Consider the following 21,586-nt stretch of genomic DNA (forward strand, 5'->3'; position numbering starts at 1 on the left):
GGATGGACCTCGAGAGTGAACTGCGGAAGGCCATGGCCGAACAGGTGGCCGATGCGTCCGCGCCGCCGTCTCTCGCCGCGGACGTGAAACGCCGGCACCGCCGCCGCGCCACCCGGATCCGCGCCGTCGCCGGCACCGCCGTCGCGGCCGTCGCCGCCCTCGCCCTGGTGCCCACCTACCAGTCGTTCCGGGCCACACCCGCCGCGGCCCCCGTGACGTCCGCCCCGTCCGGCGACGTCTCGGTATCGCGGCAGCCGGAACGGCGGCCCGTCCCGGGCGTCCCCACCCCGCCTCCGCAAAAGGGGAAGCCCGGGACGGGAACATCCGCGCGGCCGCCCGGCACCCGCCCGTCCGGGGAGCCCGCCGAGCCCGGCGGCAGCCCCGCCGAGCCCGGCGCTCCCGGCGCGGTGCCGTCCCCGCCCGGCTGGGTGACCTACCTGCCCGGGGGGCTCACCGCCACGTCACCCTGCGCCGTGACCGGCGACACGGGGCGCAGGACCACCACCTGCGGGTGGCGCGGCGCCTCCGCCTCGGTGGAGATCTCCGTCACGCGCGGCAGCGGCTTCGGTCTCGGCGACCTGGCGCCCCCGGCGGGCGTGCCGGGGCACACGTCCGTCCACGGGACGCCCGCGCTCACCGGCGCCCGCCCCGGCGCGGGACGTCAGGTCGCCTGGATGGCGCGGCCCGGCGTCGGCGTGCTCGTGGCGGCGGGCGGTTCCGCCGAGGGCCAGCTGTTGCGCATCGCCGAGGGAGTGCGCCCCTGACCGGAGGAAGGACCCCGCTCCGGCGGGACGTCCGGTGGCGAGGAGGGGCCACCGCCGGACCTCCGCCGAAGTGACTCGGCACGGTTTCCGGGTCCCGTGCCGAGACGAGACCGGCCCCGGGTGCGACGCACCCGGGGCCGGTCGAGCGTCACGGTGGACGCCCCGATCAGCTCGCCTCGGACAGCAGCTTCGCCACCCGCGACACGCCCTCGACGAGGTCGTCGTCGCCCAGCGCGTAGGACAGCCGGAAGTAGCCGGGGGTACCGAACGCCTCGCCCGGCACCAGCGCGACCTCCGCCTCCTCCAGGATCAGCGAGGCCAGCTCCACCGACGACTGCGGCCGGCGGCCCCGGATCTCCTTGCCGACCAGCGCCTTGACCGACGGGTAGGCGTAGAACGCGCCCTCCGGCTCCGGGCACAGCACGCCGGGGATCTCGTTCAGCATCCGGACGATCGTCTGCCGCCGCCGGTCGAACGCCTTGCGCATCTCCGCGACGGCCGACAGGTCACCGGTCACCGCCGCCAGCGCCGCCGCCTGGGACACGTTCGCCACGTTGGACGTCGCGTGCGACTGCAGGTTCGCCGCCGCCTTCACCACGTCCGCCGGGCCGACGAGCCAGCCCACCCGCCAGCCGGTCATCGCGTACGTCTTGGCCACCCCGTTCAGCACGAGCGTCCGCTCGGCCAGCTCGGGCACCACCACGGGCATCGAGTGGAACTCGGCGCCGCCGTACACCAGGTGCTCGTAGATCTCGTCGGTCACGACCCAGAGGCCGTGCCCGTCGGCCCATCGGCCGATCGCCTCGATCTCGTCCCGGGTGTACACCGCGCCCGTCGGGTTGGACGGCGACACGAACAGCAGCACCTTCGTCCGGTCGGTGCGGGCCGCCTCCAGCTGCTCCACGCTCACCTTGTAACCGGTGGTCTCGTCGGCGACCACGTCCACGGGCACCCCGCCCGCCAGCTTGATCGACTCGGGGTAGGTCGTCCAGTACGGCGTCGGCACGAGCACCTCGTCGCCCGGGTCGAGCAGCGCCGCGAACGCCTCGTACACCGCCTGCTTGCCGCCGTTGGTCACCAGGACCTGGGCGGCCTCCACCGCGTACCCCGAGTCGCGCGCGGTCTTCTCCGCGATGGCGGCGCGCAGCTCCGGCAGGCCGCCGGCCGGCGTGTACTTGTGGAAGCGCGGTACCCGGCAGGCGGTCACCGCCGCCTCCACGATGTACTCGGGCGTCGGGAAGTCGGGCTCGCCCGCGCCGAACCCGATGACCGGGCGGCCCGCCGCCTTCAGCGCCTTGGCCTTGGCGTCGACGGCCAGCGTGGCGGACTCGGAGATGGCGGCGATGCGCTTGGAGATGCGAGGACGGTCGATGCTCATACCCCCATCGTTACAGATGGCGCTAGTCCCCGCTGCTCCCTTTCCTGCTCAGCCCGCTGCTCGAAGCCCGGCCCCGTCCCCGGACCTCGCCCTCCACATTGGCGCCTCGACCACCGCTTCCAGGGGGTCCGGGGGCCGCCCCCGGGAGACACAGCGCTCTGGTTCGACGCGGGGGGCTCGGGGACGTAGACTCACCCTCCAAGTGACGCGTCACCGGTATACGACCCTGTCCGCGCTCGGACGTCTCCTGGGGCCGTAAGCTGGTGCACGGCACGTGCGAAGGGCAGTGGCTCAATTGGTAGAGCACCGGTCTCCAAAACCGGCGGTTGGGGGTTCGAGTCCCTCCTGCCCTGCGAGGTGCGGTGCGCGCACCCGTGCCGACCGCGCCGCGGCGGTCGCCGTGGCACACGCGGCGCGGGCCAACGCGACGACCACCCGGTGGTCGGAGCACGACCTATGAGGTGAACGGCGGCAATGGCGACTGAGACGCGCGGCGAGGCCGCGGCCAAGGACGAAGGCAAGGGCAAGCCCGGTCCGAAGCGGACCACGCCCGCTCTCTTCGTGCGCCAGGTCATCGCCGAGCTGCGCAAGGTCATCTGGCCGACGCGGCGCGAGCTCGTCACGTACACGACGGTGTCGCTCGTGTTCGTGCTGATCATGGTCGCGATCGTCTCCGGGGTCGACTGGGGTCTGCAGAAGGGGATCTACGAGATCTTCGGCTGAGCCCCGCCGCACCGGGCGGACGGCGCGCGCGCCGGCCGCCGTTCCTTCATCACCGCATACCGTTCCGAGAGAAAGAGTCACCGTGTCCGAGCCCTCACAGCCCTACGACGAGGCCGTTGACGAGGCCCAGTCCGCTGCGGCTGCTGCGGCCGACCAGGCGGCCGAGCCCGCCGACGAGACGGCCGAGGAGGCCGTCGCCGCCGGCGACGCCGAGCCCGCGGACACGAAGATCGAGGGCGAGGACGAGCCGCCCGCGGACGCGGCGGAGGGCGCCGCCGACCTGGCCGCCGCCGTCGAGGGCGACGGCGAGGAAGAGGACGAGGCGGAGGCCGCGGAAGAAGAGCCCGCCGGGCCGCCCGCCGACCCCTACGCCGAGTTCAAGATGCAGCTGCGGCTCCAGCCGGGCGACTGGTACGTCGTGCACTCCTACGCGGGGTACGAGAACCGGGTCAAGACCAACATCGAGACCCGGACGCAGACCCTGAACATGGAGGACTACATCTTCCAGATCGAGGTCCCCCAGCACGAGGTGACCGAGATCAAGGGCGGCAAGCGCCAGAAGGTCAACGAGAAGGTCCTGCCGGGCTACATCCTCGTCCGGATGGAGCTGACGGACGAGTCGTGGGCCGCGGTCCGCAACACGCCGGGCGTGACCGGGTTCGTCGGCCTGCTGAACAAGCCGTCCCCGCTGAGCCTGGACGAGGTCGCCAACCTGCTGGCCCCCGAGCCGGAGGAGGGCGTGACCAAGGCCAAGGAGCAGGCCAAGGTCGCCGCCACCGTCGACTTCGAGGTCGGCGAGTCGGTCACCGTCATGGACGGCCCGTTCGCGACCCTGCCCGCCACGGTCAACGAGATCAACGCCGAGCAGCAGAAGCTCAAGGTGCTGGTGTCGATCTTCGGCCGGGAGACCCCGGTCGAGCTGTCCTTCAACCAGGTCTCCAAGATCTGACCGGTCCGCTCTGATCGGCACGTATCCTGGACGGGTCGTTCGCGCGCCGCGCGGGCGGCCCGTCGAATCTCGTCTCGGTCCGCGCCGCGGTCGGCCGCCGGCGGACGCGAGTCTCCAGTGATCCCTGCACGGTGGACGAGTCCCGCCGCCGTGTTGCCCGCGACGCGGGAGTCGGGATCAACCGTTAAATGGGACAAAGGGGTATAGATGCCTCCGAAGAAGAAGAAAATCGCCGCGCTGGTCAAGGTGCAGCTGAACGCCGGTGCCGCGACGCCCGCGCCGCCGGTCGGTACCGCGCTCGGTCCGCACGGCGTGAACATCATGGACTTCTGCAAGCAGTACAACGCCGCCACGGAGTCCCAGCGCGGCAACGTCATCCCCGTAGAGATCACCATCTACGAGGACCGGTCGTTCAGCTTCGTCACCAAGACCCCGCCGGCCGCGCAGCTCATCCTGAAGGCCGCGGGCGTGGAGAAGGGCAGCGGCGAGCCGCACAAGACCAAGGTCGGCTCGGTCAGCCGCGACCAGATCCGCGAGATCGCCACGACCAAGATGCCCGACCTGAACGCCAAGGACCTCGACGCCGCCGAGAAGATCGTCGCCGGCACCGCCCGCTCGATGGGCATCGAGGTCAAGTAGTCCCACCCGTGGGAGGGTCGCGCGCGGCCCGCACCACACGTTCCATCGGAGGAACCAGATGAAGCGCAGCAAGGGGTACCGCGCCGCGGCCGAGCGGATCGACCGGGAGCGGCTGTACAGCCCGGCCGAGGCCGTGAAGCTGGCCAAGGAGACCGCGGTCACCAAGTTCGACGCGACCGTCGAGGTCGCGCTGCGGCTCGGCGTCGACCCGCGCAAGGCCGACCAGATGGTGCGCGGCACCGTCAACCTGCCGCACGGCACCGGCAAGACCGCCCGCGTGCTGGTCTTCGCCGGCGGCGCGAAGGCCGAGGAGGCCCGCGAGGCCGGGGCCGACCTGGTCGGCTCGGACGACATGATCGAGCGGATCCAGGGCGGTTTCCTGGACTTCGACGCGGTCGTGGCGACGCCGGACCAGATGGGCAAGGTCGGTCGGCTGGGCCGGGTGCTCGGCCCGCGCGGCCTGATGCCGAACCCGAAGACCGGCACGGTCACCATGGACGTGGCCAAGGCCGTGACCGACATCAAGGGCGGCAAGATCGAGTTCCGGGTGGACCGGCACGCGAACCTGCACTTCATCATCGGCAAGGCGTCCTTCGACGAGCGCCAGCTGGTGGAGAACTACGCCGCCGCCGTCGAGGAGATCCAGCGGCTCAAGCCGTCGGCCGCCAAGGGCCGCTACGTCAAGAAGGCCGCGCTGACCACCTCGATGGGCCCGAGCATCCCGGTGGACCCGAACGCGGTCCGCAACCTGACCGCGGAGTTCGAGGAGGCCTGATCCGGGTCCTCCCGGGTCAGCGGTACGCATTCGGCAGGGCATTCCCGTTCCGGGGGTGCCCTGCCGCTTTTTCCGGGGTCGTCGCGCGGACGGTTCCGATGGGGCGCGCACCCTGTTTCATCCCGCTCGGCGCGCCGTAGGGCAATGGCGGAGGTACGCCCGAGGTCGTAGGGTGCTCCACCCCATTCGTACCACCGGGGGATGTAGCGGCGTTGGACCGCGGCGAGACTGGGGACACCAGCAGGGCGACAAGAGAGGTGTGACCCCCATGAACCGACGAGTGCTCGTGGCGGCCGGCGGTACCGCCGTCGGCGCCGCGCTCCTCCTGTCCGGATGCGGCGGGGACGGGTCCGGCACCGGCTCGACGAACAACATGAAGCTGACGGCCAACGAGGCGCTGCTGAAGTCGTCCCAGAAGACGGGCGAGGCGGACTCGTTCAAGGCCGACCTCACCGTGACCGGCACCGGCGCCACCGGCGGCAGGGTCCACGCGAACGGGCAGTTCCGGCTGCGCCCGGCGCTGAAGTTCAGCGCGCGGCTGGACGAGTTCAGCCCGGGGGGCCAGGGCGTGCCGGGTCTCAAGGGGCAGGCGATCTTCACCGACAACGTGCTGTACGCCAAGGTCCCGCAGCTCGCCCAGTTCGTCAGCGGCGGCAAGCCGTGGGTGAAGGTCGACGTGGGTCAGGTCTCGAAGACCACAGGGCTCGACGTCCAGGACCTCGTGAACCAGGTCCAGAAGGTGGACCCGGCCGAGCAGACGAAGATGTTCACCGGTTCCAAGGACGCCCGCCAGGTCGGCACCGAGACGATCGACGGCGTGCAGACCACGCACTACACCGGCACGGTGACCACGGAGGAGGCCCTGAACCGCCTCGACCCGCCGTCCCGTGACAGGGTGCGCCGCTGGCTGCCGAAGGAGGGCACCGGCGGGAAGATCGCCTTCGACCTGTGGACGGACGGCAAGAACCTGCCCCGCAAGCTCGTCTCCAAGTCGACCAACGCGCAGGGGGACGACGGCTCGGTGACGGTCCTGTACAGCGACTACGGAAAGTCGTTCGGCGTCAACCCGCCGCCGTCCGACGAGGTCGGGGAGCTGTCGCTGGGCTCGCTGTTCGGGGGCCGCTGAGCAGTGGGCGCCCTGATCACATATCCTGTGATCAAGGCGACCGGAACTCGCCTAGTCTCCGCTGCGTCCCATGGAACGTCCGGCCGGAGCGCTCGGGCACTCAGACCAGACGAAGGAGACCCCCCAGATGATCCGTCGCTTCGCCGCGGGCACGGCGCTGGCCACCGGCCTCGCCCTCTCGCTCACCGGCTGTCTCGGTGACGCCGGCAAGAAAGTGGACGAGGCCGGTAAGAACATCCGCCTGACCGCGGTGCAGGTGCTCGGCAGGACGGCCGAGAAGACGGGCTCGACCGACTCCTTCAAGGCCGACCTGTCGATGCGGACGACCGGCTCGGCCGCCGGTGGCGTCACCATGACCGGCACGATGCGGTACCGCACGAAGCCGGATCTGGCCTACAGCATGGACTTCGGCCGGATGTCGGTCGGCGGCAAGTCGGTCCCCGGGATGAAGCAGATCCTGGTGGGCCGGACGATGTACATGAAGATGCCGATGCTCAGCGCGCTGGGCGGCGGCGCGTCCGCCAAGCCATGGGTGAAGATCTCGCTGGACGAGCTGGGGCAGCGGGCCGGGATGAACATCGACCAGATGCTCGACCAGGCGCGGCGGATGGACCCGGTACAGAACACGAAGATGCTGACGGCGTCCAAGGACGCCCGGGAAGTCGGCAAGGAGACGGTGGACGGCGTGCAGACGACGCACTTCACCGGCACCTACCGGATGGAGGACGCGATCGCCAAGCTCCCGCCGGAGCAGCAGGAGGCATACCGCAAGTCGCTGCAGACGTCCGGTATGGAGGGCATGGCCTTCGACCTGTGGGTGGACGGCCAGAACCTGCCCCGCAAGATGCGGATGACGGGCCGGCAGGGCGCCGCCGGGGAGATGACGATGACGATGGCCTACCACGACTTCGGCAAGCCGGTGGACATCGCCGCGCCGCCGGCCGACCAGGTGGGCGACCTCGGCGCCATGGTGAAGAACCTCGGCGGTGTGAAGCCTCCGGGCGCCTGACCCGGAACGCTCACGGAGCCGCGCACGAGACGGGGCCGCGCCGCGACGGCGCGGCCCCGCCGCGTTCGCCGAACCGATTTGTTAAGCGGGCCCGCATACGCGTACCCTGTTGTCCGCCGAAGACCGCCGGTCGTCATCCCACCCGGGGTGACCGAAGGACCCGACCTCGTCGGGCGGCCAGCGTAGGTGAGACGTGAGCTTCCCGCATGGCCTCCGTGCCTTGCCTGACGCCCCGTGCGCCTGCGCCGGGGCGTTTTTTGGTGGATCCGACCCCGTCTCCGTGACGGGTGCGGATCGCAAGCCACCCAGGTAATCGGAAGGAGGCCCATGGCTAAGGCCGAGAAGGCCGCGGCGATCGCCGAGCTCAAGACCGAGTTCGAGAGCTCCACCGGCGCCGTGCTGACCGAGTACCGCGGGCTCACGGTCGCGCAGCTCAAGGAGCTGCGCACCAACCTCGGCGAGAACGCGAGGTTCGCCGTGGTGAAGAACACGCTGACCAAGCGCGCGGCGGACGAGGCCGGTGTCGACGAGCGGTTCCGCGAACTGCTCGAGGGACCGTCGGCCATCGCGTTCGTCCGCGGCGACGTGGTCGAGGCCGCCAAGGGCCTGCGTGACTTCGCCAAGGCCAACCCGCTGCTGGTGATCAAGGGCGGCTTCATCGACGGTCAGTCGATGGACGCCGCCGAGGTCACCAAGCTCGCGGACCTCGAGTCGCGCGAGGTGCTCCTCGCGAAGCTGGCCGGTGCGATGAAGGGCACGATGGCGAACGCCGCGGGCCTGTTCAACGCCCTGCCGACGCAGGCGGCCCAGCTGGTGGAGGCCCTGCGCGTCAAGCGCGAGGCCGCCGGCGAGACCGCCGAGGCGCCGGCCGCCGAGGCCGCCGCCCCCGAGGCGACCGCCGACGAGGCTCCCGCCGAGTAGGCACCCGCGGTTCCCCACACCCCAGAACTGAAGCCATAGCGGAGGAAAGATCATGGCGAAGCTCAGCACCGACGACCTGCTCGACGCCTTCAAGGAGATGACCCTCCTCGAGCTCTCGGACTTCCTGAAGGAGTTCGAGAACACCTTCGACGTCAAGGCCGCCGCGCCCGTCGCGGCCGTCGCCGCGGCCCCCGCCGCCGGTGGCGGCGGTGGCGAGGAGGCCGCCGTCCAGGACGAGTTCGACGTCATCCTCGAGGGTGCCGGCGACAAGAAGATCCAGGTCATCAAGGAGGTCCGCGCGCTGACGAGCCTCGGCCTCAAGGAGGCCAAGGACCTGGTCGACAGCGCGCCGAAGCCGCTGCTGGAGAAGGTCAACAAGGAGACGGCCGACAAGGCCAAGGAGGCCCTGGAGAAGGCCGGCGCGTCGGTCACCGTCAAGTAACGACGGCTCCGAGCCGGAGCCCGCGCGGCTCCACCGCTCTCCTGGAGGCGGTCGTCCCACCCCGGTGGGACGGCCGCCTCTTTGTGTTTCCGCTGGTCCGTCCGCTCTCGGCCCGCGGTGGCCCTAAGTAACGATTGTCTTACAAGGTCATATTTCGCAGCCGATCTGGCACCGAACCCCTTCCATTTGGGCGGCGGGCCGCTACGGTAGTGGAACCCGTCACACCTACCGGGCGGTAGCCACGGAAGGGACACGCGGTGTGACGGCCGCACGAGCCTGTGTGCTCCTCGCTCATGGTCCGGAATCCCCCCCGGCCTGGACGAAAGGTGACGAGTGGGCGTCGAGATCAGGGTCGAGGGTCTGACGAAGTCCTTCGGCCGCCAGACGATCTGGCGGGACGTGTCGCTGACGCTGCCCGCGGGGGAGATCTCCGTTCTCCTCGGCCCGTCCGGCACCGGCAAGTCCGTGTTCCTGAAGTCCCTGGTCGGCCTGCTCAAGCCCGACCGCGGCCACATCTGGATCGGCGACCGCGACCTGCCGCGCCTGCGGGAGTCCAAGCTCTACGAGACGCGCAAGCTGTTCGGCGTGCTCTTCCAGGACGGCGCCCTGTTCGGGTCCATGAACCTGTACGACAACATCGCCTTCCCGCTGCGGGAGCACACGAGGAAGTCCGAGTCCGAGGTCAGGCGGATCGTCCTCGGCAAGATGGAGATGGTCGGTCTCCTCGGCGCCGAGAAGAAGCTGCCCGGCGAGATCTCCGGCGGCATGAAGAAGCGCGCCGGGCTGGCCCGCGCGCTCGTCCTCGACCCCGAGATCCTGCTGGTGGACGAGCCGGACTCCGGCCTCGACCCGGTGCGCACCGCCTACCTGAACCAGCTGATCGTCGACCTGAACGCGCAGATCGACGCGACGTTCCTGATCGTCACCCACGACATCAACACCGCCCGGACCGTTCCGGACAACATCGGCCTGCTGTTCCGCCGCGAGCTGGTGATGTTCGGGCCGCGCGAGATGCTGCTGTCCAGCGAGGAACCGGTCGTCCGGCAGTTCCTGAACGCCCGCCGGGTCGGCCCGATCGGCATGTCGGAGGAGAAGGACGTCTCCGAGCTGGAGGCCGAGGCCAAGATGGGCCACGACCCGGGCAAGCTCCCGCCGATCCCGCCGCAGCTGATGGCCAGTGACGGCCGGATCCGCCCGGCGCAGCACGTCCCCGGCGCCTGGTGCGCCGCGCACGGCGTCACGCCGCCGCCCGGTTCGTTCATCGACGACATGGGCCGCGACTGGGTGGAGGAGTGGCCGCGGTACGTGGCGTCCATGGCGCCCGCCGCGGCGGGGACGACCGGCGGGCCCGGCCACGTCCCGGGCGGACCGCCGCCCGGCGGGCCGGCGGCGGGCGCGGGGCGCTGATGTCGGCTCCCGGTATCGGCGCCGGCCGTCGGCGGGACGGTGACGGCGGCGCCAGGGGTGACGGCGGAGGCTCCCCGGGCGCGCTGCACCGGATCGGTGACGGCCTGGCCAACGTCACGGTCAGGGAACCCGGCCGTTTCTTCGCCCTGTGCCTGGACACCGGCCGGGCGATGTTCCAGTGGCCGTTCCAGTGGCGCGAGTTCGTCCAGCAGGCGTGGTTCATCGTCAGCGTCACGGTGGTCCCGACGATGCTCGTCGCCATCCCCTTCGGCGGCGTCCTGTCGTTGCAGGTCGGCGGGCTCATCCGGCAGCTGGGCGCGCAGTCCTACACCGGCGCGACGGCGGTGGTGGCGATCGTCCGCGAGGCGAGCCCGCTGGTCACCTCCCTGCTGGTGGCGGGCGCCGCGGGGTCGGCGATGTGCGCCGACATCGGCTCGCGGAAGATCCGCGAGGAGATCGACGCGATGGAGGTGCTCGGCATCAACCCGCTGCACCGGCTCGTGGTGCCGCGGATGCTGGCCTGCGCGTTCGTCGCGCTGTTCCTGAACGGGCTCGTCTCGGTGGTCGGCCTGGTCGGCGGCTACTTCTTCAACGTCATGCTGCAGGACGGCACGCCCGGCGCCTACCTCGCCTCGTTCAACGCGATCGCCCAGCTCCCCGACCTGGTCCAGGCCGAGGTCAAGGCGTTCGTGTTCGGCATCACCGCCGGGCTGGTCGCCGCCTACAAGGGGCTGAACGCCAAGGGCGGCCCGAAGGGCGTGGGGGACGCGGTCAACCAGACCGTCGTCATCACCTTCATGCTGCTCTTCGTGGAGAACTTCCTGATCTCCACGCTGTACTTCCAGCTCGTCCCCTCGAAGGGGATGTGATGGCGGTCTCGCCGCTCACGCGGCTGGAGGACCTCGGGCACCAGCTGTCCTTCTACGCCCGCGCGTTCGCGTGGACGTTCCGGGTGCTGCGCCGCTACCGCACCGAGGTGCTGCGGCTGCTGGCGGAGGTGAGCCTCGGCACCGGCGGGCTGGCGGTGATCGGCGGTTCGGTGGCGATCGTCGGGTTCATGACCTTCTTCACCGGAAGCCAGGTCGGCCTCCAGGGCTACAACTCGCTGAACCAGATCGGCACGGCCGCGTTCACCGGGTTCGTCGCGTCCTACTTCAACACGCGCGAGATCGCGCCGCTGGTGTCGGCGCTGGCGCTGTCGGCGACGGTCGGCTGCGGCTTCACCGCCCAGCTCGGCGCGATGCGGATCTCCGACGAGATCGACGCGCTGGAGGTCATGGCCGTCCCGTCGATGCCGTTCCTGGTCACGACCCGGATGCTGGCGGGGATGATCGCGGTCGTCCCGCTGTACATCGTGGGCCTGCTCGCCTCCTACGGGGCGACGCGGCTGATCGTGACCATGTTCTACGGGCAGTCGACCGGGACCTACGACCACTACTTCCACCTGTTCCTGCCGCCGGACGACATCCTGTGGTCGTTCGGCAAGGTGATCGTCTTCGCGGTGCTGGTGATGCTGATCCACTGCTACCACGGCTACCACGCGAGCGGCGGCCCGGCCGGGGTGGGCGTCGCCGTGGGCCGCGCCGTCCGCACCAGCATCGTCGTGATCAACGTGGTGGACCTGATGCTGGGCATGGCGATCTGGGGCGCCGACGCCGGCGTGCGGATCGCGGGGTGAGGGCGTGCTGACGCGACGTGCGGGCCACCGGCTGCTCGGCCTGTCGATGGTCGTGGTGGCGGGGCTGCTGCTCGCCCTGACCGTCGCGCTGTTCAACAAGGCGTTCACCCCGGTCGTCCGCGTGCGGGTGGCGACCGAGCGGGCCGGGCTGCAACTGCTGCCGCGCTCGGACGTGAAGGTGCGGGGGCTGATCGTCGGGGAGGTGCGCAGCACCGAGGCCACCGCGGACGGCGCGACGCTGCACCTGGCGCTGGACCCGGAGAAGGCCAAGCTGATTCCGGGCAACGTGCGGGCGCGGCTGCTGCCGAAGACGCTGTTCGGTGAGAAGTACGTCGACCTGGAGATACCGAAGCGGGCGGGCCCGCTCGGGCTGCGTCGCGGCCAGGTGATCCAGCAGGACCGCTCGCAGGCCGCCGTCGAGATCGACAAGCTGCTGGACGACCTCCTCCCGCTGCTGCGGGCGGTCCGTCCGGCGCAGCTGAACTCGACGCTGAACGCGGTGGCGACGGCGCTGCAGGGCCGCGGCGACCAGCTGGGCCGCGACCTGGAGCAGGCGGACGCGCTGCTGCGGAAGGTCAACCCGCAGCTGGGCACGCTCGTCCACGACCTGAACTCGCTGGCGGACGTGTCCGCCGTCTACAGCGCGGCGGCCCCCGACCTGCTGCAGACCCTGCGCAACCTCAACGTGACCAGTAAGACGATCACCGACCGGACGGCCGTGATCGAGCGGCTGATCCCCGCGGTGACCGGGCTCGCCGGCGACGGCGACGCGTTCATGCGGCACAACGGCCCGAAGATCATCGGCTTCAACATCGCCAACCGGGACGGGCTGGCGCTGGTGGCCCGGTACTCGCCGTCCCTGCCGTGCGTCCTCAAGGGGCTGATGAGGCTGAAGCCGGAGGCGGAGCGGGCGGGCGGGGGCGGCGGCTCCACGACCTTCAACCTGACCATCGAGATCGTCAAGCCGCGGCCGGCGTACCGGCAGCCCCTCGACATGCCCGAGGCCAAGGACCGGCGGAACCCGCGCTGCTACGGCCTGCCGAACCCGAAGGTCCCCTTCGACGACTACCTCGCGCTGGACGGCACCGAGGACGACCTGTGGTGGAAGAACCCCGGCGACCCGAACGGCGGCGGCGGTGGCCGCGGCCGCGCGATGTCGAACGTCTTCGTGGACCCGGGTGACATGAGCGAGAAGGAAAAGATCAAGAACGTCGTCGGCCCGCTGACGCGGACCCCGGCGGACCGGGTCTCGGACGTGTCGCAGCTGCTGTTCGCGCCGGTGATGCGGGGATCGGTGGTGACGGTCAGGTGACGGGACGGACGACCAGCGCCGCGATCAAGCTCGGCATCTTCGTCGCGCTGACCTCGCTGGCGACCGGCGTGCTGGCGATGACGATCGGGAACCTGCACTTCGGCGCGACCCGGAGCTACAAGGCGATCTTCACCGACGTCGCCGGGCTGCTCGACAAGGACGACGTGCGCGTCGCGGGCGTCCGGGTCGGCCAGGTCGAGAAGATCAGGCTGTACCGCGGGAACCTGGCCGAGGTGACGTTCAGCGTCCAGAAGAGCGGGGTGCTCCGGGCGGGTCTGCCCTCGTCCACGCAGGTCCAGGTCCGCTACCGCAACCTGATGGGCCAGCGCTACCTCGCGCTGTCCGACGGCGCCGGGCGGCCCGGCGAGTACCTGCGGCCGGGCGGCACGATCCCGGTGACCCAGACCCGGCCCGCGCTGGACCTGACGGCGCTGTTCAACGGCTTCCGCCCGCTGTTCCGGGCGCTGGAGCCCGAGGACGTCAACAAGCTGGCCCTCCAGATCGTCCAGACGCTCCAGGGCGAGGGCGGGACGGTCAACAGCCTGCTCGCGCACGTGGCGTCGCTGACCAGCACGCTCGCCGACCGGGACAAGGTCATCGGGGAGGTCGTCGACAACCTCAACACCGTGCTCGGCACGATCGACCAGCGGCACGACGAGCTGAACCGGCTGATCACGAACCTGCGCGGGTTCGTCGGCGGGGTGTCGGCCGACCGCAAGGCGATCTTCGACTCGATCGCGGCGATCAACGACCTGACCGGCACCACCGAGGACCTCCTCGCGGACGCGCGGCCGGGGCTCCGCGACGACATCGCCGGGCTCCGGCGGCTGACCGGAACGCTGAACGCCAACGCCGGGGCCCTGGACGGCGGCCTCCAGCGCACCCCGCGGCGGCTGGAGAAGCTCGTCAGCATCTCCTCCTACGGTTCCTGGTTCAACATGTACATCTGCGGTCTCGACGCGAAGGTGCGGCTGCCGGGCGGACCCGTCTACCAGACACCGGCGATCGTGAACGAGAACGCGAGGTGCAAGTAGATGAGGGTCCCGTTCCGGGAGCGAAACCCGGTCCCCATCGGCCTCTCCGCGTTCGCGATCATCGCCGTCCTGCTGGGGCTGGCGATGAATCTGGACGACATCCCGTTCGTCTCGGGCGGCCGGACCCACACCGCCGCGTTCCGCGAGGCCGCCGGGCTGAGGCCGGACGAGGAGGTCCGCATCGCGGGCGTCAAGGTCGGCAAGGTCACCGGCGTGGGCCTGGACGGCGACCACGTCAAGGTCACCTTCCGGGTGGACGACGGGGTGCGGCTCGGCGACCGCACCGAGGCCGACATCAAGATCAAGACGGTGCTCGGCGCGCACTTCCTGTCCCTCACGCCGCGCGGGACGGGCCGGCTCGGCCGCGGCATCCCGGTGGAGCGCACGCACACTCCGTTCGAGGTCGTCCCGGCGATCAGCGAGCTGAGCCGGCGGGTCTCCCAGATCGACGTCAAGCAGCTCGCGCGGTCCTTCGACGTACTGTCGCAGACTTTCGAGAACTCCCCGGAGGAGGTCCGCGCCTCGCTGCGCGGACTGCGCCGGCTCTCCGGCACCATCGCCTCCCGCGACGACCGGCTGCACGAGCTGGCGGGCAAGGCGAAGGACGTCTCGCGGCTGCTCGCCGACCGCGACCAGGACTTCGCCAAGCTGATCCGGGACGGGGACGACGTGCTCCGCGCCGTGCAGGCCCGGCGCGCCGTCATCCATCAGCTCCTGATCAACACGGTGACGCTCTCCCAGCAGGTGAACGGCCTCATCAGGGAGAACGAGGCGCAGCTGCGGCCGATGCTGGACAACCTCGAGAAGGTCGACCGGATCCTGCTGAAGAACCAGGACAACCTCGATCGCGTGCTCCAGCTATTCGCGCCCTTCGCCCGCCAGTTCGCCGACGTGACCGGGACGGGCCGCTGGTTCGACTCCTACATCCAGAACCTCCTCCCGATCCCCGCGTCCGTCCAGCTCCCGAAGGGCGGCGGCCTCCCGGCCCCCGGCGTCCCGGACGGCGGCCGGCAGGGGGGCCGGACCGGTCCCAAGCGCGACAATCCGTTGCCGTTCCTCCCGTGAGCAGGAGGCAGGTCACCCGTGCGTAACTTCGCAACCGTCCTCCGTCTCGGCGGCGCGGCCCTCGCCGTCGCGTTGCTGGCCGGCGCGGTCACGCTGCTGCTCCAGGAGCCGCGCCAGCGCCACCTGACGGCCTACTTCACCCGGACCGTCGGCCTGTACAAGGGCGCCGACGTGCGCGTCCTCGGCATCAAGGTCGGCCGGGTCACCAAGGTCGCCCCGGCCGGGGACGCCGTGCGGGTCGAGATGAAGTACGACGCCGAGTACAAGGTCCCGGCCGGGGCGCAGGCCGTCATCGTCAACCAGACCCTCGTCGCCGACCGCTATGTCCAGCTCACGCCCGTCTACCGGGGCGGCCCCGTGCTGGCCGACGGCGCGACGCTGACCGTCGGCCGCACCGCGGTGCCCGTGGAGGTGGACGAGATCGGGGGCAGCCTGAACGACCTGAGCAAGGCGCTCGGCCCCGGCGGCGCGAACGCGCCGGGCAAGGACGGCACCGGCTCGCTGTCGCGGCTGCTCGCGGTCGGCGCCGCCAACCTGGACGGGCAGGGCGCCGACATCCGGCAGACGATCAGCGACACGTCCACGATGCTGAGCACGCTCAGCGCCGACCGGGGCGACGTCGCCGAGACCATCCGGAACCTGCGAGTCATCACCGACTCCATGAAGGCCAGCGACCGGCAGATCAGGTCGTTCAGCGGGCACCTCAACGGGGTGTCCGGGCAGCTCGCGGGGGAGAAGGAGGAGCTGAGCGCGGCGCTGAACACGCTCGCCCCGACCCTGCGCAACGTGCAGCGGTTCGTCCGGGACAACCGCACCGAGCTGGCGGCGGGGGTCCGGCAGCTCGCCCAGATCACCGGCGTGCTGGTCAAGGAGAAGGACTCGCTCGCCGAGATCCTCACCGCCGGGCCCCTCGCGATCAACAACCTGGCGCGCGCCTACGACCCGATCAGCGGCACCATCCACAACCGGGCCGACCTGCGCCAGTTCCACGACCTGGCCGACTGGCTCTGCTCGCTGGCCTACTCCGTCGGGACCCCCGCCAAGCAGTGCCTCGACTTCGTCAGGCCGATCAACGGCATCGGCAAGGTGCTGACCGGCCTCAGCCTGGACCTGTCCTGGATCACCGCGCTGACCACGCACTACGACCCGGTGCCGATCCCGCCGGACGCCTACGGCCCCGGTGGTCCGGACGGCGGCACGCGGACGAAGGGCGCGAACCGGCACAAGCCCCAGGACATCACGTCGCTCGCGCCCGGAGGTGGCCGATGACCGGGACGGCGGAGCGCCGGGCGGGGGTCCGTCCCAGAGCGCCATGGCGCGCACGGGGGCGGGAACGGTGGCGGGCACGGCCGCTCGCCGCGGCGGCGCTCGCCGGCGCGGCGGCCCTGTCGGGCTGCTCGTTCGGCGGTGTGGACACCCTCCCGCTGCCCGGCGGGCCCGACCTCGGCTCGCGCCCGAACACCGTCAGGATCGAGTTCGCGAACGTGCTGGACCTCGTCCCGCAGTCGGTGGTGAAGGTCAACGACGTCTCGGTGGGCAAGGTCGAGAAGATCGACCTCGCCGGCGGGACGGGCGGCTGGCACGCCCTCGTCACCGTCAAGGTGCGCCGGGACGTCAGACTGCCCGACAACGCGACCGCCTCGATCGGGCAGACCAGCCTGCTCGGCGAGAAGTACGTCGCGCTGGCGCCGCCCTCCCACGAGCCCCCGTCCGGCGAGCTCGGCTCGGGCGATCTCATCCCGCTGGCCCGCACGGGCCGCAGCACCGAGATCGAGGAGGTGCTGTCGGCGATGTCGCTGCTGCTGAACGGCGGCGGCCTCGAACAGGCCGCGACGATCAGTCACGAGCTGCGGGCGGCGATGGGCGGCCGGGAGGCCACGATCAGGTCGGTGCTGCACCAGGCCGACGTCTTCGCCGGCACGCTGGACCGCAACCGCACGGCGATCACCCGGGCGCTGGACGGCATCGACCGGCTGACCGGCACGCTCGCCGCCGAACGAAAGACGATCACCGACACCATCGACCGGACCGGCCCGGCGATCGCCGTGCTCGACCGCAACCGCGCCGACCTCACCCGGATGCTGGTCGCGCTGGACCGGCTGAGCCGCACCACGACCGGCGTCGTCCGGCGCTCGCACGCCGACCTCGTGGCCAACCTCCGGGACCTCGACACGATCCTGGTCAACCTCAACAAGGCGGGCTCGGACCTGCCGCGCTCGCTGGAGTCGCTGATCACCTTCCCTTTCCCCGCGACGTTCGGCAACGTCATCGAGGGCGACTACGGCAACGTCCGGCTGACGATCGACCTGGACTTCCAGTCGATCGCGCGGAACCTGCTCGGCGGCACCGACCTCGAAGGGCTGCTCGGCGGCGGCGAGCAGATGCGGTCCATGCTGCAGGTCCCGAACGTCACGCTGCCGCAGCCCCCGCTCGGCGTGCTGCCGCGGGCGGCCCCCGGCGGCGGGCCGCCCGGCCTGCCGGGACTGCCGGGCCTGCCGGGCGGCGCGGCCACGCCCGCCCCGTCCGCGGGTACCCCCGGCACAGGCCGGCAACCGTCCGGCAAACCGAGTCCGGGCGGGCGTGGCACCGGTAAGCCGGGCCGTCCCGGCGCGCTCGCGCCGCGGTCCGGTGATCTCCGGACCCCGACGATGGGGGGCCTCTCGTGATCCTCAAGCGCGGCGTCAAGCTCCAGCTGATCGCCTTCGCGCTCATCACGGTCATCGGCGTGACGGTCGTGTCCGTGAACTACATCGGGCTCGGCCGGGGGATCCTCGGCAAGCAGTACACCGCGTACGTGGACCTGACCGACTCCGGTGGGGTGTTCACCAACGCCGAGGTCACCTACCGCGGCGTGCCCGTCGGGCGGGTCGGGCCGATCGAGCTGACCAAGGACGGCATCCGGGTCAAGCTGCTGCTCGAACGCGGTAAGCGGATCCCGCGGGACGGGACGGCCGCGATCGTCGCCAACCGGTCGGCGGTCGGGGAGCAGTACATCGACCTGCAGCCCGGTAAGAAGAACGGGCCCTATCTGGACGAGGGCGAGCCGTACACGATCCCCCGGCGGCTCACCAGGCTCCCGGTGTCCACCGCCGAGTTGCTGCGCAATGTCGACTCCCTCGTCGGATCGGTGAACACCAAGGACCTCGGCACGATCGTGGACGAGCTGGACAAGGCGTTCTCGGGGTCGGCGTCCGACCTCCAGTCGATCCTGGACGACACCGACCGGCTGCTGAAGACGGCCGACCGGGCGTACCCGGACACCAAGCGGCTGCTGGACAACAGCGTCACCGTCCTGGACACGCAGCGCTCCCAGGGCGCGAACATCAAGGGGTTCGCCCGGAACCTGAACGAGCTGACGACCTCGCTGCGCAAGGACGACCCGGCGCTGCGGCGGACCATCGACGCCGTCCCGGGCACGGCGGACGAGGCGCACAAGGCCCTGGACCAGCTCGCGCCCACGCTGCCCGTCCTGCTGGCGAACCTGACCACCACGGGGCAGATCGTCGCGACCCGGCAGGCGGGGCTGCGCTCGCTGTTCATCCTGTACCCGGTCACGGTCGCCGGTGCGTTCACCGTCACCCCCGGGGACGGGACCCAGCACCTCGGTCTCGCGCTCAACATCGACTCGCCGCCCCCGTGCACCAAGGGCTACGAAGGGGTCAAGCATCGCTGGCCCCAGGACACCTCCCCCAAGAAGCCCAGCCTGAACGTGGGGTGCAAGGACGCGCACGACTCGCCCAGCGCGGTGCGCGGCGCCCGCAACTTCCCCCGCGACGCCCTCGTGCCCGCCCCGCGGGTGCCCCCGGGGGCGACGGACGGCGCGGGCTTCCCGGCCGGCGGCGCGTACGGCACGCGGGGGTCCGGTTCGGGCGCCGGGGGAGCCGGTGCGCAACAGGGCGGTAAGCAGGGTAAAAGCGGCAAGCAAGGTAAGGGCGCCGCCGTGGCGGCCCCGACGGGGCGGCTGTCGGATGGACAGCTCTATCTCTCATACCCCGATAGTTCAGTCGAATTCGCTGGATACGATCCATCGACCGGTGCGGTCTACGGGCCCGACGGCAAGCGATACGTCATGCCCCGCAGCGCCGGCAGCCGTCAGTTGGGAGAAGATTCTTCGTGGAAGTGGCTTCTGCTCGGACCACTGAGCCAGTGAGGCCGACCCCATGAGGCGCGTCCCCTGGGGCAACGCGGTCACCATCGGACTGAGCGTCCTCGTGGCGGGCCTCCTGGTAGCCACGGGCTGGCTCGGCGTCGTCACCATGCAGAAGAAGGCCCATGCCGACGAACAGGCCAAGGCCGTCCAGGCGGCGCGGCAGATGGGCGTCAACCTGATGACGCTCGACAACGCCACCGCCCAGCGCGACATCGACCGCATCGTGGCGGGCACCACCGGCGAGCTGAAGAACACCCTGGGCGCCCAGGCGAAGACCTTGCTCAACCAGCTGGCCAAGACCGGCGCCAAGTCCACCGTCAGCGAGGTGGACGCCGCCGTGGTCTCCATGGACGACGACTCCGCCGAGGTGATGGTGTCCCTCAACGGAACTGTCACGAACGCCAAGGTGAAGGACGGTGCTCCCCGGGCCTACAGGTACTTGATGGGCCTGTCGCGCGTCCATGACCGCTGGCTGGTGTCCACTTTGGAGATGGTCCCGTGACAGCCGAGCCGGACGACACCAAGCTGGACGACATCAGGCGCGATGACACCAGGCCGGGGGAGGGCCGGTCCGAAGCGGCTACCCCCGCGGACTCGGACACGGGCTCGACCACGAGCTCCGCCAAGGCGCGCCGGGCCGCCCGCCAGGCCGCCAAGGCGGAGGAGGCCGCCGAGGCCGCGCGCCTCGCCGAGGAGGCCGCGGCGAGGGCTCGTGAGGCCGCGCGGCTGGCTCAGATCGCGGCGGAGGCGGCGGCAGCCGAGGCGGAGGACGGCCCCGGCGAGGACGACGACTCCGATGAGCGGCCCACCGGTCCTGAGGCCGTGAAATCGCCCCAGAGGACCTCACTCCTCAAGGAGGCGTCTCAAGTCGCGTCCAGCGCCAATGGCGCCACAGAAGCCGAATCAGGGGCCGCCAAAGGCGATTCGCTCCCCGCTGAGGGCGACGAGCCCGGCGAGCAAGCCGAAGCGGCCGAGCCCGAACCCGCCGAGCCCGGCGGCGAAACCAGCGAAACCGTCGAAGACGGCACCGGAGACGAGAGCGGGGGACCAGACGGACCGGCGCGACCGGCCAAGGCGGCGACCGAGTCCGCTCAGGTCTCGGCCGACGCGGACGCCGGGGACACGCGGGAAGCCGAGAACGGCGCGGACGGGGCGGGGCGGCGGAGCCGGGCGCGCCGGGGCCCGGTGGTCATCGGGATCCTGGTCGCCCTGGTGATCGCTCTCGGGGCCGGTACGACGGTGCTGGCGCTGAAGGTCCGTGAGCAGAACGCGACCGAGACCGCCTCCAGGGACGGCGTGTTCGCCGCGTCCCGCGCGGTCCAGGCCCTGTCGTCCTACGACTACCGGAGCCTGGACGCCGACCTCAGGGCCGCCTCGGCGCTGACGACCGGCACGCTCCGCGAGCAGTTCGACAAGCTCGCCGAGCAGCTGAAGGCGCTCGCCCCGCGCCAGCAGGCCGTGTCGACCACGACGGTGATGAAGGCGGGGGCGGTGAGCGCCACGCCGGAGAAGGTCGTGGCGCTGGTGTACGCGAACCGGTCCTCGGCGACGAGCGCCGACAAGGACAGGCGCCTGCCCGAGCCGCTGCGCATCAGGATCACCATGGTTCCGAGGCACGGGAGATGGCTCGCCTCGGAGCTCGTGGTGATCTCCTGAAACCACTGGTCCGCAGGGGGTTCGGGCGTCCGCGGGGCCGTCCCGTGGGGCGGTCGCCGGGCCCCTTCGCGGGGCATACCATCGGGTAGGTGACGGGATCCTAAACTATGGCCTTCCTCACTGCAGGTCAGAGCCCGAAAAGTCCAAGTCCGCTCTTGACTCCGCGCCCCTGAGGGGCGATGCTCCATGGCAACTGTGATGCATACTGCGGCGGTAGAGTTGCGAGCGGTGTGGTGGTCGGCTACACTGCCCCTTTGCGCTGCCCTCTGACTATCCACGTGTGAGAGCTCCCCCGCCGGGGCCCCTTCGGGACCCCAAAGCGCGGGTCTCGGACGTGGATCGTCTGGCGTGCGTGTCGTCAGTTACGCCGCGAGCCCTCGGAAGGACCACTCTTGGCAGCCTCGCGCAACGCCTCGAATACCGCAACCGGTCCGAACCGCGTCTCCTTCGCGCGCATCAAGGAGCCGCTCGAAGTCCCGGACCTCCTTGCTCTGCAGACCAACTCGTTCGACTGGCTGCTGGGCAATGAGAGGTGGAAGGCCCGGGTCGAGGCGGCCC

Annotated in this window: 21 protein-coding genes and 1 tRNA gene; 21 read left to right on the plus strand and 1 reads right to left on the minus strand. The window is 71.0% G+C overall.

The genetic code is table 11. From position 1 onward, the window contains the following. The first annotated feature begins 2 nt into the window (after window positions 1-2). Entirely contained in the window at window positions 3-764 is a 762-nt protein-coding gene (locus tag E1291_RS01855; RefSeq protein ID WP_131735748.1) for a hypothetical protein, read from the plus strand. Between the two features lie 166 nt (window positions 765-930). Here E1291_RS01855 and E1291_RS01860 read toward each other — a convergent pair whose 3' ends face one another. Continuing rightward, on the minus strand, window positions 931-2,142 hold the full coding sequence (locus E1291_RS01860) for a pyridoxal phosphate-dependent aminotransferase (RefSeq protein ID WP_207400500.1): 1,212 nt from the start codon (window positions 2,140-2,142) through the stop codon (window positions 931-933). A gap of 280 nt (window positions 2,143-2,422) precedes the next feature. On the opposite strand from E1291_RS01860, the gene E1291_RS01865 reads away from it, so the two are divergent. From E1291_RS01865 to E1291_RS01960, 20 genes are all read left to right on the plus strand, one after another. Continuing rightward, window positions 2,423-2,495, plus strand: a tRNA-Trp gene (locus tag E1291_RS01865). 121 nt (window positions 2,496-2,616) lie between these two features. Then, on the plus strand, window positions 2,617-2,865 hold the full coding sequence (secE, locus tag E1291_RS01870) for a preprotein translocase subunit SecE (RefSeq protein WP_131735749.1): 249 nt from the start codon (window positions 2,617-2,619) through the stop codon (window positions 2,863-2,865). Between the two features lie 82 nt (window positions 2,866-2,947). Beyond that, entirely contained in the window at window positions 2,948-3,814 is an 867-nt protein-coding gene (gene nusG / locus E1291_RS01875; RefSeq protein WP_131735750.1) for a transcription termination/antitermination protein NusG, read from the plus strand. A gap of 207 nt (window positions 3,815-4,021) precedes the next feature. Then, window positions 4,022-4,453, plus strand: a complete 432-nt coding sequence (gene rplK, locus E1291_RS01880; protein WP_131735751.1) for a 50S ribosomal protein L11 — start codon at window positions 4,022-4,024, stop codon at window positions 4,451-4,453. 58 nt (window positions 4,454-4,511) lie between these two features. Then, entirely contained in the window at window positions 4,512-5,228 is a 717-nt protein-coding gene (gene rplA, locus E1291_RS01885) for a 50S ribosomal protein L1 (protein WP_131735752.1), read from the plus strand. 268 nt (window positions 5,229-5,496) lie between these two features. Next, entirely contained in the window at window positions 5,497-6,354 is an 858-nt protein-coding gene (locus tag E1291_RS01890) for an SCO4651 family lipoprotein (RefSeq protein WP_131735753.1), read from the plus strand. Between the two features lie 127 nt (window positions 6,355-6,481). Continuing rightward, on the plus strand, window positions 6,482-7,363 hold the full coding sequence (locus E1291_RS01895) for an SCO4651 family lipoprotein (RefSeq protein ID WP_165494916.1): 882 nt from the start codon (window positions 6,482-6,484) through the stop codon (window positions 7,361-7,363). Between the two features lie 327 nt (window positions 7,364-7,690). Beyond that, window positions 7,691-8,284, plus strand: a complete 594-nt coding sequence (rplJ, locus tag E1291_RS01900) for a 50S ribosomal protein L10 (RefSeq protein ID WP_131735755.1) — start codon at window positions 7,691-7,693, stop codon at window positions 8,282-8,284. Between the two features lie 52 nt (window positions 8,285-8,336). Continuing rightward, the gene (rplL, locus tag E1291_RS01905; protein ID WP_131735756.1) at window positions 8,337-8,726 is read left to right on the plus strand and encodes a 50S ribosomal protein L7/L12; all 390 of its coding nucleotides are present in this window, start codon (window positions 8,337-8,339) and stop codon (window positions 8,724-8,726) included. 333 nt (window positions 8,727-9,059) lie between these two features. Continuing rightward, complete coding sequence (locus E1291_RS01910; protein WP_131735757.1) at window positions 9,060-10,133, plus strand: ABC transporter ATP-binding protein; 1,074 nt, start codon at window positions 9,060-9,062, stop codon at window positions 10,131-10,133. After that, window positions 10,133-11,002, plus strand: a complete 870-nt coding sequence (locus E1291_RS01915) for an MlaE family ABC transporter permease (RefSeq protein ID WP_242613881.1) — start codon at window positions 10,133-10,135, stop codon at window positions 11,000-11,002. The genes E1291_RS01910 and E1291_RS01915 overlap by 1 nt, the downstream gene beginning before the upstream one ends. After that, the gene (locus E1291_RS01920) at window positions 11,002-11,811 is read left to right on the plus strand and encodes an MlaE family ABC transporter permease (RefSeq protein ID WP_131735758.1); all 810 of its coding nucleotides are present in this window, start codon (window positions 11,002-11,004) and stop codon (window positions 11,809-11,811) included. The genes E1291_RS01915 and E1291_RS01920 overlap by 1 nt, the downstream gene beginning before the upstream one ends. 4 nt (window positions 11,812-11,815) lie before the next feature. Next, on the plus strand, window positions 11,816-13,123 hold the full coding sequence (locus E1291_RS01925; protein WP_242613882.1) for an MCE family protein: 1,308 nt from the start codon (window positions 11,816-11,818) through the stop codon (window positions 13,121-13,123). Then, on the plus strand, window positions 13,120-14,157 hold the full coding sequence (locus E1291_RS01930) for an MCE family protein (protein ID WP_207400501.1): 1,038 nt from the start codon (window positions 13,120-13,122) through the stop codon (window positions 14,155-14,157). Before E1291_RS01925 ends, E1291_RS01930 begins: the two co-directional genes overlap by 4 nt. Then, window positions 14,158-15,222, plus strand: coding sequence for an MCE family protein (locus tag E1291_RS01935; protein ID WP_131735760.1), 1,065 nt, complete (start codon window positions 14,158-14,160; stop codon window positions 15,220-15,222). 18 nt (window positions 15,223-15,240) lie between these two features. Further along, window positions 15,241-16,491, plus strand: coding sequence for an MCE family protein (locus tag E1291_RS01940; RefSeq protein ID WP_131735761.1), 1,251 nt, complete (start codon window positions 15,241-15,243; stop codon window positions 16,489-16,491). Further along, window positions 16,488-17,888, plus strand: a complete 1,401-nt coding sequence (locus E1291_RS01945) for an MCE family protein (protein WP_131735762.1) — start codon at window positions 16,488-16,490, stop codon at window positions 17,886-17,888. Before E1291_RS01940 ends, E1291_RS01945 begins: the two co-directional genes overlap by 4 nt. Beyond that, window positions 17,885-19,372, plus strand: coding sequence for an MCE family protein (locus E1291_RS01950; RefSeq protein WP_131735763.1), 1,488 nt, complete (start codon window positions 17,885-17,887; stop codon window positions 19,370-19,372). Before E1291_RS01945 ends, E1291_RS01950 begins: the two co-directional genes overlap by 4 nt. Window positions 19,373-19,382: 10 nt before the next feature. Continuing rightward, entirely contained in the window at window positions 19,383-19,874 is a 492-nt protein-coding gene (locus tag E1291_RS01955) for an Rv1363c family protein (RefSeq protein ID WP_131735764.1), read from the plus strand. Continuing rightward, a complete protein-coding gene (locus E1291_RS01960) occupies window positions 19,871-21,028 on the plus strand; it encodes an Rv1363c family protein (RefSeq protein WP_131735765.1) in 1,158 nt (385 codons plus the stop codon). The genes E1291_RS01955 and E1291_RS01960 overlap by 4 nt, the downstream gene beginning before the upstream one ends. Window positions 21,029-21,586: the final 558 nt, after the last annotated feature.

Origin of the sequence: Actinomadura roseirufa (genome assembly GCF_900659635.1) — a bacterium.
Taxonomy (GTDB): domain Bacteria; phylum Actinomycetota; class Actinomycetes; order Streptosporangiales; family Streptosporangiaceae; genus Spirillospora; species Spirillospora roseirufa.

Bases quoted from the DNA above. Each gene is read 5' to 3' on its own strand.
- E1291_RS01860 (WP_207400500.1), bottom strand. From the start codon at position 2,142: ATGAGCATCGACCGTCCTCGCATCTCCAAGCGCATCGCCGCCATCTCC.
- rplL (WP_131735756.1), top strand. From the start codon at position 8,337: ATGGCGAAGCTCAGCACCGACGACCTGCTCGACGCCTTCAAGGAGATG.
- secE (WP_131735749.1), top strand. From the start codon at position 2,617: ATGGCGACTGAGACGCGCGGCGAGGCCGCGGCCAAGGACGAAGGCAAG.
- E1291_RS01890 (WP_131735753.1), top strand. From the start codon at position 5,497: ATGAACCGACGAGTGCTCGTGGCGGCCGGCGGTACCGCCGTCGGCGCC.
- E1291_RS01945 (WP_131735762.1), top strand. From the start codon at position 16,488: ATGACCGGGACGGCGGAGCGCCGGGCGGGGGTCCGTCCCAGAGCGCCA.
- rplK (WP_131735751.1), top strand. From the start codon at position 4,022: ATGCCTCCGAAGAAGAAGAAAATCGCCGCGCTGGTCAAGGTGCAGCTG.
- E1291_RS01915 (WP_242613881.1), top strand. From the start codon at position 10,133: ATGTCGGCTCCCGGTATCGGCGCCGGCCGTCGGCGGGACGGTGACGGC.
- E1291_RS01920 (WP_131735758.1), top strand. From the start codon at position 11,002: ATGGCGGTCTCGCCGCTCACGCGGCTGGAGGACCTCGGGCACCAGCTG.
- E1291_RS01855 (WP_131735748.1), top strand. From the start codon at position 3: ATGGACCTCGAGAGTGAACTGCGGAAGGCCATGGCCGAACAGGTGGCC.
- rplA (WP_131735752.1), top strand. From the start codon at position 4,512: ATGAAGCGCAGCAAGGGGTACCGCGCCGCGGCCGAGCGGATCGACCGG.
- E1291_RS01955 (WP_131735764.1), top strand. From the start codon at position 19,383: ATGAGGCGCGTCCCCTGGGGCAACGCGGTCACCATCGGACTGAGCGTC.
- E1291_RS01935 (WP_131735760.1), top strand. From the start codon at position 14,158: ATGAGGGTCCCGTTCCGGGAGCGAAACCCGGTCCCCATCGGCCTCTCC.
- E1291_RS01895 (WP_165494916.1), top strand. From the start codon at position 6,482: ATGATCCGTCGCTTCGCCGCGGGCACGGCGCTGGCCACCGGCCTCGCC.
- rplJ (WP_131735755.1), top strand. From the start codon at position 7,691: ATGGCTAAGGCCGAGAAGGCCGCGGCGATCGCCGAGCTCAAGACCGAG.